The organism is Rahnella perminowiae (assembly GCF_019049755.1).
Classification (GTDB): domain Bacteria; phylum Pseudomonadota; class Gammaproteobacteria; order Enterobacterales; family Enterobacteriaceae; genus Rahnella; species Rahnella perminowiae.
This window is the reverse complement of record NZ_JAFMOS010000514.1, coordinates 1-13617: the sequence shown is the minus strand read 5'-3', so window position 1 is coordinate 13617 and position 13617 is coordinate 1. Positions and strand designations below refer to the sequence as shown.

Sequence of the window (13617 nt, the reverse complement as noted above, 5' to 3'; positions counted from 1 at the left end):
CTTATATACCGCATTCCATAACAAGATCGCCTCAATCGGCACCATCAGCCGACTGACACAATAGCGCCGCTTCTCCAGTCCGCAATCTCTAATTTCTCTCAACCGGGGCATGAAGACCTGTCGTACAAGAGCATTTCAGTCCTCGTCGTTATTCAATCCGGCCTGTACACATCGACGCAGGAAAAGACTGAAGTCACCGGACACCCATATCACTTTCTGTAATCACCGGAGAACTTTGGGACCATTTGCTGCTGACAGAGTCTGATTTAGGTTAAGGTATGATGGACTGGATTTAACCTTTCAGATTAAAGGGACTTTCTTATGGCAAGAGACGAGAAAACAGCGCCGGGCGACACCGGCTATCACCGGTATGAAATTATCGGGGACAACACGCACCGTACCGATGTTCTGTGCAGTGAAAAAGTTATCCAGTGCAGGAGGGTGCCGGTCAGGGGGATTACGCTGACAGTGGGGGTGTTCTTTGACGGTACGGGCAACAACCGAAATAATTCAAGCGACCTGCGACTGGCCTACGCGCACTGCGCAAACCTGGTGGATGAGGCGCGGGCAAAGGCGTGTGCGAAGTATGAAGAACAGCAAAAAGCCCATGTGGACGCACTGGATAGGGTGTTCGGATGAGGACATTACATATTGCGATCGGGGTACTGCTGTTACTGACGGGGTGCCGCGACAGGCGAGCCGACGTGACCACCCCGCTAGGGGACGGCGTAGAGCAGTGGGGCAAAAAGCTGCCTTACGATCACTGGCAGTTTAATTTTTTTCACCCTAAAAATCTGCCCGCCCTGGTGACGCAGGTGTATCTGGAGGACGGGGATATCCAGGAAAGCATCTTCAGGCGGCTTGACCCGACAGAACCCAGCCAGAGCAGCGTGGACACATGGAGTCGTGTTGTTGGCAGTTTTTCTGCCAACTTTAATATCAGTAAGGCGCTGCCGGTAAGGATGTCAGTGTGCTGGGACTCGGTGATTGATAAAAAATCGTATGAGACGGAGATCTGGTTTGATCGGGGAACATGGCGGCAAATGACAACGGCTTATCCTGATAATTACAAACCGGGACAGGTTTATTACCGGGATAATATGATTATTGGTCTGGCTCCCGGAGGTACGGTGCGGATCTGGCTTGAGGACAACGGTAATCATATTGTCCCCCAACACCCGGCCAGAGAGTTCACATTGACGGGAGATAATATGTTGATATGTAAGAACGTTCCCAGCAGGATTGATTTTAATTACACCGAGCGTAACGGCTACGACCCGTTTATCCGGGACTTTATCAAAGGGAAAACCTATCCATACGGTGATTGGTAGGGTTTAACGATCTGCAAAATTAAAAGGATCTTCTTGAGATCCTTTTTTACGACCAAATTTCTGGGGTAAGAATTTTGTTTAAAAAAGCCTTTTCATAGAAGAGATTACGTTTTGCAAATGGATCTCGCGTACCGCTGGCCCGGCATCCCCGCCGGGCAGTGAATGGTCCATCCGAACAAAAACCCATTTTATTCCTCTCTGTCCTCCGGATTATTTATTCAGGGGCTTTGCCCTGCATCCTTTCTTCTTGTCTGCGCCCTGTTTTTGACATTTACCTGACACTACTCATCAGGACGTGATCAACCCAACAAAAAACGACACCAAAGTTCACATAAATTGAAATGATGTTTCAATTTCTTGAGTCGGACGAATTTTCTCGCTAAACTCCTCTTTATTATTTCGGCGCCGGGCACAGCCCGACAACCCATCGTCCTACGGAAAAGCAGATTTGCTTCCGTTTATGCATAAAGGAACCATCATGATTCTGGATAATTTCTCGCTTCAGGGAAAAGTCGCGGTAGTGACCGGATGCGATACCGGTTTGGGTCAGGGTATGGCAATCGGCCTCGCTGAGGCCGGCTGTGATATTGTAGGGATCAACATTGTCGAACCCGCAGAAACCATCGAGCGCATCGGCGCGACAGGCCGCCGTTTCCTAAGCCTGACCGCTGATCTGAGCGACACGAAAGTTATTCCGGCGCTGCTGGAACGTGCTGTCGCTGAAATGGGACATCTGGATATTCTGGTCAATAACGCCGGAATCATCCGCCGTGAAGACGCCATCGAGTTCAGCGAAAAGAACTGGGATGATGTGATGAATCTGAACATCAAATCCGTCTTCTTCATGTCGCAGGCTGTGGCGAAACAATTCATCGCTCAGGGTACCGGCGGCAAAATCATTAATATCGCGTCGATGCTTTCCTATCAGGGCGGTATCCGCGTACCTTCTTATACCGCATCAAAAAGCGCCGTCATGGGAGTGACCCGCCTGCTGGCCAACGAATGGGCGAAGCACAATATCAATGTGAACGCGATTGCGCCGGGCTATATGGCGACCAACAACACCCAGCAACTTCGCGCTGATGAAGCACGCAGCGAAGAAATTTTGGGGCGTATTCCTGCCGGCCGCTGGGGTTTGCCGTCTGATCTGATGGGGCCGGTCGTATTCCTGTCTTCACCGGCTTCCGACTATATCAACGGTTACACCATTGCGGTTGACGGGGGCTGGCTGGCCCGTTAATCACGCCAGTTATTGATAAACATTCACCGACAGCAGCGGCTCAGACCGCTGCCCAAAGAGGAAATCTCATGAAAATTGCATTGATGATGGAAAACAGTCAGGCCGCTAAAAACGCGATCATCCTGAAAGAACTTAACGCCGTAGCTTCGGAAAAAGAGTATCCGGTCTTCAACGTGGGCATGTCTGATGAACAGGATCACCATCTGACTTACATCCATCTGGGCATCATGGCCAGTATCCTGCTTAATTCAAAAGCGGTGGATTTTGTGGTTGCAGGCTGCGGTACCGGCCAGGGCGCACTGATGTCTCTGAATATTCATCCGGGCGTTAACTGCGGTTATTGCATTGATCCGGCTGATGCCTTCCTGTTTGCGCAAATCAACAACGGCAACGCATTATCGCTGCCATTTGCTAAAGGCTTCGGCTGGGGTGCAGAGCTGAACGTACGCTTCATCTTCGAAAAGGCCTTTACCGGCGTGAAAGGCGAAGGCTATCCGGCTGACCGCAAAGAACCTCAGGTGCGCAACGCGGGCATTCTGAATCAGGTGAAAGCCGCAGTGGTGAAAGAAAACTATCTGGATACCCTGCGTGCCATCGATCCTGAACTGGTAAAAACCGCCGTGACAGGCGAACGTTTCCAGAAATGTTTCTTCGAAAACTGCCAGAACAAAGAGATCGAAACCTTCGTGCGTGAAATCCTCGCGTAAGATTTCGTGTTTTGTGGTGTCAAAAAAACCGGTGCTCATGGCACCGGTTTTTTATGGTCTGAAAGAATTATAAAAAATCTTGTCGTTGCGGCGTAAACGTGTCGAGCAACACACCTTTCTCCAGACACACGCAGCCGTGCATGATGTACGGTTTTTTATACAGCGTATCGCCTGCACTTACTTCACGGGTTTCTTCACCGATAGTGAATTTGAAACGGCCGGATAACACATAGGTCAGTTGTTCGTGAACATGGTTATGCATCGGGCCGACGGCGCCTTCTTCAAAGTATACTTCAACGGCCATCATGGTGCCGTCATGCGCCAGAACACGACGGCTCACACCGTCCCCCAGATCCTGTAAAGGAATATCTTTTTTAAAGGTAAACATTGGTTAATCCTTGCGTAATGAACTGAGCAGGGCATGCGGAATTTCCGCCAGATACAGCGCCGGTAAGCCTTCATAATCGGTGGTGAACAGCACATGACGATCGTCGGGTGAGAAAGAAGGGTGCGGATGCGTCACCTGACGGTCGCCGTCCAGCACCTGCCAGGAGCTGTTATGCGCGGCCAGCGGTGCATACCGGCGGGTCCGGGTGTCGAAAATATACAACCACGGATCGTTTTCAATCGTATGACTTGCGGTGTCTTTCACATCAACCGGCGTACCGGAGCCATCACCGACCAGCAGTGTACCGTTGTCATTACTCATCAGATGCGAGCAGGCTGGCATAGTCATCAGACAGATATCTTCGCCGGTTTGCGGGTCGAAACGGCGGATATGGCGGTCATGTTGGCCTTTCAGATAAGACACATAAATAAGTGCAGAGCCGTCCGGTACCCAGAATTCGTGCGTACAGCTTTCTCCCGGTGCATGTTCTTTTACCTTGCGGACATCACTGCCGCCTTCATTCACCAGCCACATACGTGCATCAACCAGGTCATGCGGGCCTTCGTGACAGAAAGCGACGGTGTGGTCATCAAACGGGCGATAAATCGGGTGTCCGAGCCATTCATTTTTCTCGTGGATCACGCGGGATTTTCCGTTGAGTAAATCGACACATAACAGTCTGCAGTGCGGATTACTGTGATAGAAATCCTGGAAGATTTTCCAGTCTGACAGTGGCGTCCAGTCCTCACGACTGATTTCGATACCCACCAGACGGGTGCATTCGCTGTTGGCCACCCAGGTGCCATAGCCAACCCATTCTTCCGGCACCTGATACACCGTATGTTCACTAAAATCAGCCAGTTTTACGCGCTGCAGACTGCGTTCGTTTTTGACGTAGTAAAGATACTGATCATCCGGGGAGAGGAAACCGCCAAAGGTGTTATCGCCTTTGCCTTCAGTCAGCTGAGCCGCTTTCTGCGTTTGCAAGTCCAGCAGATAATAGTTGCGGTTGCCATCAAACTCACCGGCAAACAACAGCTTATTACCCTCGCGGGTAAAGCATTTCTGATAGAAATAGTTGCGATGACACAACACATCAGGCGGTGTTAAACGCGTCACCCGGGCACCGGTCTGAGGATCCTGAACGGTGTGGAAACTAAATTGAATCTGAGAACCTTTTGCCATGATTCACCCCATAAGTAGCATGAAATTAGCCGTTGTTCCGGCGTCCCTTTCATTAATCAAAATGCAGTTTCATTAATTTGAAAACACATTACCACTTTGTGAGTCAAAACAACGGCGGGTGAAAACAAAAGTGCAATGGTGATCACAAAACGGTTGGCTTTTGCTACAGCGTAAAACCATCCTATAATGATATAGCTTGCTCAAATATTATTGATACTCTTGATGATTAAAGAGTACGAACAAAATATCTCACGCTTACACGGTGGAGTATTTTAGAAAAGGGATGTGAAAGATGAGATTACGAAAGAAACGTGTTCAACCCATGCATATCAACGACATTACGATCATTGATGACACTAAACTGAAAAAAGCTATTACCGCCGCAGCCCTGGGTAATGCGATGGAATGGTTTGATTTCGGTGTGTATGGTTTTGTGGCATTTGCATTAGGGCAGGTGTTTTTCCCGGGGGCAGACCCGGGTATTCAGATGATTGCCGCGCTGGCAACCTTCTCCGTACCGTTCCTCGTCAGGCCTCTGGGCGGACTGTTTTTCGGCGCACTTGGCGACAAATTTGGGCGCCAGAAAGTCCTTTCCGTCACCATCATCATCATGTCCGTCAGCACCTTCTGTATCGGGCTGATACCCGGTTATGACTCCATCGGTATCTGGGCACCGATTTTGCTGTTACTGGCAAAACTGGCACAGGGATTCTCGGTTGGTGGCGAGTATACCGGTGCAGCGATTTTCGTTGCAGAATATTCTCCTGACAGAAAACGCGGCTTCCTCGGCAGCTGGCTGGATTTTGGTTCCATCGCTGGTTTTATTCTCGGTGCAGGTGTGGTGGTGCTGATTTCCAGTATCGTGGGTGAAACGAACTTCCTCGAATGGGGCTGGCGTATTCCGTTTTTCATTGCCGCTCCGCTGGGCCTGATCGGGATCTATCTGCGTCATGCACTGGAAGAAACCCCGACCTTCCAGCAACACGTCGATAAAATCGACAGCGATTCGCGTAAAGATATTGCTGAACCGCCAAGAGTCTCGTTCCGTGAAATCCTGACCAAACAATGGCGTCCGCTGATTATCTGTGTGGGCATGGTGATAGCAACAAACGTCACCTACTACATGCTGCTGACATACATGCCGAGCTATTTGTCCCACAGCCTGCATTATTCTGAAGACCACGGTGTGCTGATCATCATTGCCATTATGGTCGGCATGTTGTTCGTACAGCCGTTCATGGGGATGCTGAGTGACCGCTTCGGCCGTAAACCTTTTGTGATCATCGGCAGTATCGGCCTGTTTATACTGGCTATTCCGTGCTTCATTCTGATTAACAGTGATGTGATAGGCCTGATTTTCTTAGGTCTGCTGATCCTTGCGGTGTTGCTGAACTGCTTTATCGGTGTGATGGCGTCAACGTTACCGGCAATGTTCCCGACGCATATCCGTTACAGCGCGCTGGCAATTGCTTTCAATGTTTCGGTACTGATTGCGGGGCTTACCCCGACGATCGCCGCGTGGCTGGTGGAAGCCACCAATAATCTCTATATGCCAGCCTATTACCTGATGGTTGTGGCGATGATTGGTCTGGTGACCGGCATTTTCATGAAAGAAACCGCTAACCGTCCGCTCAAGGGCGCGACACCGGCGGCTTCAGACCGTGCAGAAGCGCGTGAAATCCTCCAGGAACATCACGACAATATCGAACAGAAAATTGAAGATATTGATGCGCAGATTGTTGAGCTTGAAGCAAAAAGAAAAAATCTGATTGCCCAGCACCCGGATATCAACTGATTCCGTTCTCAGGCAGTCTCAACGCCGGTCACTTTGCTGACCGGCTTTTTTTTGCCTTTAGTCACATTTTTTGCGTTCCTGCTCCATACTTCACTTCCTGGTCATCTGAATGGAAAGTCTGTATGCAGAATCCTACGTTGTTTCAGTTCTTTCACTGGTATTACCCGGATGGTGGGAAGCTCTGGCCGGAAGTGGCCGAAAAAGCCGCCTGGCTGGCTGAGATTGGCATTACCGCCGCCTGGCTTCCGCCTGCCTGTAAAGGCGAATCGGGTGGGTATTCGGTTGGCTATGACACTTATGATTTGTTTGATCTGGGTGAGTTTGAGCAGAAAGGTTCCCGTGCGACCAAATATGGCGACAAAGAGGGGCTGCTCGCAGCCATCAGCGCGCTGAAACAGCATAAGCTGGGCGTCATTCTTGACGTGGTGCTCAATCATAAAATGGGAGCGGATGAGAAAGAACGCGTTCAGGTTAACCGCGTTAACATGGATAACCGTGAAGAAATCAGCGATGACGTTATTGAAGCAGAGGCCTGGACGCGTTTCATTTTTGCCGCCCGTAACGGCCAGTATTCAAAGTTCATCTGGGATTTTCACTGCTTCAGCGGTGTTGACCACATTGAAAACCCGGACGAGCAAGGCATTTTCAAAATCATTAACGATTATACCGGCGGCGGCTGGAACGATCAGGTCGATGACGAATTCGGTAATTACGATTACCTGATGGGTGCCAATGTCGATTTCCGCAATAACGCAGTCAGCGAAGAGCTCAAATACTGGGGCCGCTGGATCATGGAACAAACGCACTGTACAGGGTTTCGTCTTGATGCGGTGAAACATATTCCGGCCTGGTTCTATAAAGAGTGGATTGACCATATTCAGGCACAATCGGAACAACCGATGTACCTGGTCGCAGAATACTGGTCATTCGACGTCCCGACGCTGCAAAATTACATCCGTCAGGTGGAAGGCAAAACCATGCTGTTCGATGCGCCGCTACAGCTGAATTTCCACCATGCCTCGAAACAGGGTGCGGATTACGATCTGACCACCATTTTTGATAACACACTGGTCGCTGCTGATGCTGCGCATGCGGTGACGCTGGTTGCCAACCACGACACACAGCCGTTGCAGTCTCTTGAGGCACCGGTTGAGCCGTGGTTTAAACCGCTGGCCTATGCGTTAACGTTGTTGCGCGAGCATGGCGTGCCCATCGTCTTTTATCCGGATTTATTCGGTGCAAGTTACGAAGATGAAGGAGAGGACGGAAATAATTACACCGTAAATCTGCCAGTGATCACCCATCTGGAAGCGCTGATCAGAGCCCGTCAGGGGTACGCATGGGGTGCACAAACCGATTATTTCGATCACCCGAACTGCATTGCCTTTTCCCGCAGCGGCACCGCAGAGCAACCGGGATGCGTGGTAGTGATGTCTAACGGAGAAGCCGGCGAGAAAACGATTGAGCTGGGCGACAACTTTGCCGGTAAGCAATGGCGGGACATGCTGGAAAACCGCGGGGAAGTCATTACAACCGACGAAAAAGGCAGCGCACAATTCTTTTGCGCAGCAGGGAGCGTCAGCGTCTGGATTATGACGGAGTGAAACAGGTGCGGGCGGGATTAACCGCCCGCAACGTCAACGGAATCCGAAAGCAATCAACAGTGAATACATCACCAGTAATACCACAAAGGCCACGATGCCGGCCACACCCGAGGCTTTTTTCATCAACTCCCACGGGAAAATCACCATAATAATCATCGCGTTCAATGGCACGCTGTACCATTTCCATTGTTTTGGCGCCATCATCCAGAGGACGCAAAAACTACTGGCGCTCAGTACCCCGTAATTGGTGAAAGCCATCACCATATTTCCGGTTTCAGGCTTAAACATGGTGAATAAACCCAGCATTATTTTTACCATAATGCCGGTTGCCAGTATCGACAACACGCATTCTGTTGCGCACAACATGCGCGGGCGGTAACGTAATTTCCGCTCCAGATAACTGTAACCATGCATATATAATGCAATGAATGCTATGAGTAAAATGCGTGAGCGCCACGGTTCAGCATGTTCACGCGTCGCCAGCATGATCAGCAAAAGCCAGAAACCGGTCAGGAACACCGTTCCCCAACGCAGTGCCAGCCGGTTCTCTGCCAGGGTTTTCAGCAGTACTGAATTAATACCCGGCAACAAAGCAGGATAATACGCCCTGATTTCCCTGAGTTTATCGTGCAGGGATAGCATAAAGTCGGGTACCAGTTTCGCCCACCAGGGCACAACCGCACCTTCCTCCGTCAGCAAACGCAAACGTAGTCGATTCAGCGCGGACCCCTGATATTCGCGCGCCATAACAGACGCGTAGTAGTTCGCGCCGGTATGTTCTATCTGTGCCTGAAGCGCCTGCAGCCGTTGCGGGGAAATCCCCACCGGTTGGTAATGGTCTATTTCCCACCCCATAATGGCAGAGACTTTGAGCAGTAATGCGGAATATAATCCTTCGCGTTCACTCAATTGTGCGGCCATTTCCTGGCTAAACATCTCCCGCAATTCGAGATTTTGCAGAGAATCACTCTGCAAATAATCTGCCAGCCGTTTTATCCCCACCGTTTCGTCATCCATCATAGCGTCAATAACAGAGGGGATTTCTGCAAAAATCTGACCACGTAACAGAGAGACGTCGTCAGATTCCTGTACGGGAGCTTTCACCGTCTCATACCGGACAGACAAAGGCGAGACGGGCGCGGCAGAAAGGTTCACAGGGGGCTTAGCAGTAGTGACAACGTCACTTAAAATGTCATCATAACCCTGACGCTTTGCCGCTTCAAAGGCTTCGCGCAGTCGCTGATACCCTTGCGGATCACTGTCAGGACGGGTGTTTTTTAGCTTTCGGGCATAAGCCCGTTTAATCACGCCCAGATCCTGAGTCGGCTCAATGCCTAAAACTGACCAAATTCCCTGTCCGCTCATTCCACCGCCCACGTAATTAACCATGAATATACAAATAACATCAGTGCGCACGCCACAACCCGTCTGACCCGGCCGGGCTTTCTGGCTTGTTCCCACGGCAACGTGAGTAAAGAAACTACACTGTTACAGACCAGATTATACCAGCGCCAGGATTTCGGGCAGATGGCCCAGGTGCAGAACAGCACAGTTATCAGCAACATAAAGAACAACGCCGGCCCGCGTCCGGGGTCATCCTGAAGATAAAGGAAGGTCGCATAAAATCCACTGAAAACCAGCCCCGACAGTGCAATGACCAACACCGACATCAGGGTTTCCGCTACGGCATGCAGGCGGGGATACGGATGTAATAATATCCCCATGCCTTTATAACCGAAGATGCATCCCAGCACGGTAAGCGCACTCAGCAGTGTATCGCGCAGCCAGTGCGGAGAATGGCGGGCTCCGTAAATCGCCAGCACACACCAAAAGACGGTCAGAAAAGTGGCTTCACCGCTGAGAGCAAAACGGCAACGCTTAAGGTCATTCCTCAGCCGGGAATTGACCCGCGGCAGCAGCACCGGATGATACATGGCTATCTCGTGCAAATGTGCCCTGAGACGGCCCACAAAGCCGGGAACGCATTTCATACCGAATGTCAGGTTTTTGCCTTCGACACTGAGATAATCAAATACCTTACGGCCAAAAACCGAAGCCTGAAGTTGCGTCCGCAGGGCATCCCAGTAGTGACGCCCGGCAGTACTCTCAATTTGCTGATGCAGCGCATCCAGCTGATAAACTGAAATGCCGACGGGCTGATAATGGTCAATTTCCCATTCCATCAGCGCGGCAACGTTCGCCAGCAATGAGAAGGTCAGCCCTTCATGCTCCGCCAGATCCCACGCCAGCTGCTGACTGAACATTTCACGCAACTGAAGGTTTTGCAGTAAAGTTTCTGACAGACAGACCTGCAGCTTTTCCAGGCCTGCCTGCTCATTTTCCAGCAGCAGGCTGACGATTTCTGATACCCGATGGTGAACCTGCGTCTGATTGATTAACGAATCGTCAGTAAGCGACGCAGGATGAGAAGGGTAAGTGACGTTGTCACCTGTAGTCCAAAAATATTCGCCGCGCCTGGCTGATTCAAACGCCTCCCGCAGGCGCTGATACGCTTGCGGATCCTGATCAGGCCGCGTGCTTTTTAGCTGATGCGCATAGGCCCGTTTGATGGCAGCGATGTCCTGCGTAGGTTCTATCCCGAGAACTGACCAGATCCCCATCGGACTATTCCCACCCGCTGCGCAGATGCACCAGCAGTGCCTCAAATTCCTTGCGTGCTGCCGCAATCTGACGCGCATCTTGCGTGTCGAGCACATGTTCAAAGCGATACAACTGGTCGGCAATGAACTGCCGCTGGTCGCCAAGGCTTTGTTCATAATAAGCGTTGGCTTCTGCTACCAGTTGGCGGTTTACCAATTGTTCGCGCGGATGCTGCTTAATGTTTTCAAGTTTGAGCAAGCTTTCGGTAATTTGTGCCGGCGTCAGGCTGCCTGGCGCTTTCTCGATCACCAGTTTTTCCACCTGTCCGGTGCTGGTGATTTTACATTCCACTTCCAGAATACCGTCGAGTGTGTAAGTAAAACGCACATCGGCGGTCATTTCACCTGCCGGGCGCGGAGGCACGTCAACGTTCAGCGAACCGAGCAGAATATTATCGGCTACCCGCCGCGCTTCGCCCTGATAAATGGACAAATTCAGGTACTTTTGCTGATCTGAAATGGTGACAATCGTTTCCACGCGACTCACCGGCACAAAGCTGTTGCGCTCGATCAGAGGCAGAAAATGACCGTCTTCATAGCCGTCGCCTTTAGGGCGGGAGATCCCGATACCCAGCGTAAACGGCATGACATCGGTCAGCACGATGTCATCGAGCGCCTGATCCTGCAAGGCCAGTCCGGCCTGAATACCGGCACCCAGCGCCACGGCTTCGTCCGGTTGCAAATCACTGCGCGGAAAACGGCCGAACAGACGAGCCACCGCCTGACGTACCAATGGCATTCGCGTTGCGCCGCCTACCAGCACCACATGATCCACTTCATCGGCGGAGAATTTGGCATCGCGCAGCGCCTGTATCACCGGTTTTTTCATCCGCTCCAGCGTACTCTGACAGCATTGCGCCAGAGTCTCACTGGTCAGCGTCCAGCTCAGTGAACTTTCTTTCCACTGGTACCGGAGCGTCGTACTGTCTTGTGTGGTCAGCTGGCACTTAGCTTTTTCCGCCAGCGTAATCAGCTGACCGAAAAGGGCATTATCCTCTTTGTCCAGTTGCGGATACTGCGCCAGCATCCAGCTCGCAAGGCTGCGGGTGAAGTCATCACCGCCGAGGAATACATCGCCGCTGCTGGCGCGGACTTCAATTACGCCTTCAAACATATCAATGATTGAAACGTCAAACGTGCCCCCCCCCAGATCGAACACCAGGAATTTCTGTTCCTGCTGATTCACCAGCCCGTAGGCCAGCGACGCTGCCGTCGGTTCATTGAGCAAACGTTCTACCTGCAGGCCGGCCATTTCACCGGCGGCTTTCACCGCCTTGCGCTGAATATCATTAAAATAAGCAGGGACGGTAATAATGGCGCGCTTCACCTCACAGCCACAATATTGTTCAACATCGGCTTTCAGGCTGCGCAATAAAAGAGCGGAGAGTTCCTCCGCGCGAAAGTGCTGGTGACCGAGCCGGAACTGATGATCGGTCCCCATGAAGCGTTTAAAACTGGAAAGGGTGAGGTCAGGGTGGGTAAACAAACGCGCCTGAGCAGGCGCACCGACCAGAACGTGACCGTTATCATCGAGGCCGATCACCGAGGGCGTCAGATTTTTTCCATAGACATTAGGAATCAGAACGGAATGTCCGTCTTGCCAGATGGCAACAGCGCAGTTTGAAGTGCCTAAATCTATTCCTATCAACATCCGTATCACTCCAGAAGCATAAACCGAAAACAACCGAAAGAATTTATATCGGCCGAATTTACAGAAAGTTGAGGAGAGTTTGTAGGTTGCGCGATATAAATCTTGTCAGAAAACTTACATTTATCGCGGATGAAGGTCGGAGGAGGTAATTTATTCTATAATCACTAGACGACCGGTCTAATTAAATGTATTGTTAACTCATGAACACGACAAAAGCACCTGACGCAGGCAAAACAGATTATTCGTCAGACGGATTAATCTGATACGTAACAAACGACACCTCGCGCTGAGGTGTTTTTTTGAAAGTTATTACAAGACGACTGGTCTACTATCAAGACAGTTAAACAACGTTAACAACCGGGATAAACAACATGAAAATTCTGATGGTTCTGACTTCGCACGACACACTGGGCAACACCGGCCGTAAAACAGGTTTCTGGCTGGAAGAGCTGGCGGCACCTTATTATGCGTTTCAAGATGCAGGCGCAGAAATCGTGCTGGCTTCGCCGGCCGGGGGGCAGCCACCGCTGGATCCAAAAAGTAACGAGCCAGATTTCCGCACGGAGCAAACCCGCCGCTTCGAAGCTGATGAGCAGGCAACTGCTCAACTGGCCTCTACCGTTCGTCTGGACAGTATTTCTCAGGCTGATTTCGACGCTGTCTTTTATCCGGGCGGCCATGGCCCGTTGTGGGATCTGGCCGAAGATACCACCTCCATTGAGCTGATCCAGTCATTCCAGGCAGCGGGTAAACTCGTTGCGCTGGTGTGTCATGCGCCGGGTGTCTTACGTCATGTGAAAGATGCGCAGGGTAATCCGCTGGTACAGGGCAAAAAAGTCACCGGTTTCACCAATAGCGAAGAAGCGGCGGTTGGCCTGACCGACGTGGTGCCATTCCTGGTGGAAGATGAGCTGAAATCTCTGGGAGGTGTGTATTCGAAAGGTGCTGACTGGGGATCTTATGTGGTGCAGGACGGTCTGCTGATCACCGGCCAGAATCCGGGTTCTTCCGAAGAAGCTGCAGTACTGCTGGTTGAGCAACTGAACAAATAAACAG

General features: G+C 51.1%; 12 protein-coding genes. 7 read left to right on the top strand and 5 right to left on the bottom strand.

Annotation, left to right across the window (positions count from 1 at the left end; all coding sequences use genetic code 11):
- Positions 1-321 precede the first annotated feature (321 nt).
- From J1785_RS11070 to J1785_RS11055, 4 genes are all read left to right on the top strand, one after another.
- Positions 322-639 (top strand): hypothetical protein, encoded by a 318-nt coding sequence (locus J1785_RS11070; protein ID WP_238483185.1) that lies wholly within the window; start codon positions 322-324, stop codon positions 637-639.
- Complete coding sequence (locus J1785_RS11065; protein ID WP_217219413.1) at positions 636-1331, top strand: DUF2931 family protein; 696 nt, start codon at positions 636-638, stop codon at positions 1329-1331. The genes J1785_RS11070 and J1785_RS11065 overlap by 4 nt, the downstream gene beginning before the upstream one ends.
- 478 nt (positions 1332-1809) lie before the next feature.
- On the top strand, positions 1810-2571 hold the full coding sequence (kduD, locus tag J1785_RS11060) for a 2-dehydro-3-deoxy-D-gluconate 5-dehydrogenase KduD (protein WP_129953548.1): 762 nt from the start codon (positions 1810-1812) through the stop codon (positions 2569-2571).
- Between the two features lie 68 nt (positions 2572-2639).
- Positions 2640-3278: an RpiB/LacA/LacB family sugar-phosphate isomerase gene (locus J1785_RS11055; protein WP_129953549.1), complete on the top strand. Its 639-nt coding sequence runs from the start codon at positions 2640-2642 to the stop codon at positions 3276-3278.
- Positions 3279-3345: 67 nt separating this feature from the next.
- Here the strand turns inward: J1785_RS11055 and J1785_RS11050 are convergent, their stop codons facing one another.
- The gene (locus tag J1785_RS11050; protein WP_129953550.1) at positions 3346-3666 is read right to left on the bottom strand and encodes a cupin domain-containing protein; all 321 of its coding nucleotides are present in this window, start codon (positions 3664-3666) and stop codon (positions 3346-3348) included.
- Between the two features lie 3 nt (positions 3667-3669).
- Positions 3670-4851 carry an oligogalacturonate lyase family protein gene (locus tag J1785_RS11045; protein ID WP_217219412.1) on the bottom strand — a complete coding sequence of 394 codons (1182 nt, stop codon included), beginning with the start codon at positions 4849-4851 and terminating at the stop codon, positions 3670-3672.
- 292 nt (positions 4852-5143) lie between these two features.
- Here J1785_RS11045 and proP point away from each other — a divergent pair, with 292 nt between their 5' ends.
- On the top strand, positions 5144-6646 hold the full coding sequence (proP, locus tag J1785_RS11040; RefSeq protein ID WP_129953552.1) for a glycine betaine/L-proline transporter ProP: 1503 nt from the start codon (positions 5144-5146) through the stop codon (positions 6644-6646).
- Positions 6647-6768: 122 nt separating this feature from the next.
- Positions 6769-8250 (top strand): alpha-amylase, encoded by a 1482-nt coding sequence (gene amyA, locus J1785_RS11035; protein WP_217219411.1) that lies wholly within the window; start codon positions 6769-6771, stop codon positions 8248-8250.
- A 33-nt stretch (positions 8251-8283) separates the two neighbouring features.
- Here amyA and J1785_RS11030 read toward each other — a convergent pair whose 3' ends face one another.
- The 3 genes from J1785_RS11030 to J1785_RS11020 are packed head-to-tail and all read right to left on the bottom strand — an operon-like array spanning position 8284 to position 12561.
- Entirely contained in the window at positions 8284-9615 is a 1332-nt protein-coding gene (locus tag J1785_RS11030; RefSeq protein ID WP_238483184.1) for a J domain-containing protein, read from the bottom strand.
- On the bottom strand, positions 9612-10871 hold the full coding sequence (locus J1785_RS26745) for a hypothetical protein (protein ID WP_238483183.1): 1260 nt from the start codon (positions 10869-10871) through the stop codon (positions 9612-9614). The genes J1785_RS11030 and J1785_RS26745 overlap by 4 nt, the downstream gene beginning before the upstream one ends.
- Before the next feature lie 4 nt (positions 10872-10875).
- Positions 10876-12561, bottom strand: coding sequence for an Hsp70 family protein (locus J1785_RS11020; protein ID WP_217219409.1), 1686 nt, complete (start codon positions 12559-12561; stop codon positions 10876-10878).
- Between the two features lie 371 nt (positions 12562-12932).
- Here J1785_RS11020 and J1785_RS11015 point away from each other — a divergent pair, with 371 nt between their 5' ends.
- Positions 12933-13613, top strand: a complete 681-nt coding sequence (locus tag J1785_RS11015; protein ID WP_217219408.1) for a type 1 glutamine amidotransferase domain-containing protein — start codon at positions 12933-12935, stop codon at positions 13611-13613.
- Positions 13614-13617 lie beyond the last annotated feature (4 nt).